This is a genomic window from Mesorhizobium sp. P5_C1 (assembly GCF_054049815.1).
Map to the genome: position 1 here is coordinate 1 of NZ_JBFULQ010000877.1, position 1,552 is coordinate 1,552.

General features: G+C 57.3%; 1 protein-coding gene. It reads right to left on the minus strand.

The genetic code is table 11. From position 1 onward, the window contains the following. The coding region (locus ACXJ7R_RS32180; RefSeq protein WP_457155323.1) for a DUF3300 domain-containing protein at positions 1–1,362 on the minus strand (1,362 nt) is incomplete at its 3' end. Positions 1,363–1,552 lie beyond the last annotated feature (190 nt).

Sequence of the window (1,552 nt, forward strand, 5' to 3'; positions counted from 1 at the left end):
CCCGCCGCCGCCGCGCCCGCCGCCGCCCTGCCTGCCACCGCCGTGCCTGATCATTTTGTTGCCGCCACCGCCGCCGCTACGAATTCCACCTCCCATGCTCCTCGCACCGYGGTTGGAGGAAATTTGCTGACGTTTTCCGGAGCTGACGTTGCCAAGACCCGAAGGATTCCTCGGCCTGTTGTCCACTCTCGCTGCCGGCCTCGGCTTGCCAACCGGGCGATCGATCCTCCCTGACGCCTTGGCTGCAGGGCGATCGTTCTTTCGTGCCCCGGCAATCTGATTGTTGTTGGTTGGCTTTTTGAAATCCTGCCTCGACGCCGGGGGGCGGTTTTTCAAGCCCTCTCTGATTTCGCGTTGGCGGACGTCCTTCACCTTGCCGGACTTTCCGGCAAGCGTGCTCGCTCGGTCCCTTTTTAGATCGGACGCCTTGTTGCGCATATTGTTGCGATCGTCGGACTTGACCCGATTGCTGATCTTCGATTTGTCGACGTTGGCGAATTGGTTCTTGTCGAAATTTATTTTCGAACGGTCGACGTTTTTCCAGTCGACGTCGTTGAAATTGACCTTGCCGTTTCTGTTGTTGAAGCAATCGTTGCAGTCGATATCGATATCGTTGCCGTTCCAGCGGCCTCCTGACACACCCCAGTCATCCCAATCCACTGCCGCTGCCCAGACGGCGCCTGTCACGAAGGCCGCGAAATAGGGCGCAGTGGGGTAATAATAACTTGGGTAGGAGTCTGGATAATAGGAGATCGGAGCGACCGGATAGTCGGTGGTATAGAGCATTTGCGGCTCATACCGTGGAACGTAGATCGTGTCTGCGCTCGCGGACTGGATGACGACATTGTCGTTCTCCTCGACAACCTTGATCTTGTCATCCGACTTGATCACGCCTTTGGCGACAGCCGTGTCGCGCAACTGCTGAATGGCGACCAGAACGTCTTTTTGCTGATACGTCAGTGCGTCGCCAAGCGCCTGGGTCCACTCCAGATCGTCGTTCATCATTTTGACGATGTCGGGATAGTTGAGCAGTGAGATGACGCTTCCGTCCCAGCTCTCCTTCGGTTTCAGGCCTGGCTTCTTGGCGACCTGATCCAAAAACCGGTTCGCTTCCACGATCTGCAATGGATAAAGCGACGCTTCGGAAATCACCGCGACAAGTTCATCGGGATAGAGCGCTATTCGCGCTACCAGAACTTCGAGTTCATCCTCGTCGAGCGGTTCGGGCGCCGGGGTAGCCGCTGCGCTGGCTGTAGCAGCGACTTGATCCTGAGCAATCGCGAAAGAGGGCGGACCCGAGCAGATCAAGAACGTTAGTATGGCCACAGTCCCAACAGGCCAACGCGGAAACTTGATCTCCATTGCCGTCCCTCCAAGGTATGTGAACCTGGTTGTCAGCGATGTTCTGTCGCCGAGTCCGGGCGAGTGATCATGCCTTGGCGTTATGTTGGCGCATTACCTGCCGAGGGGCAATGTAAGTAACTGTATGCTACGTGTGCGACCCTTCACTTGCGAACCTCGCTGGTTAGCGCATCGGGGCGCGAGCCTGCGG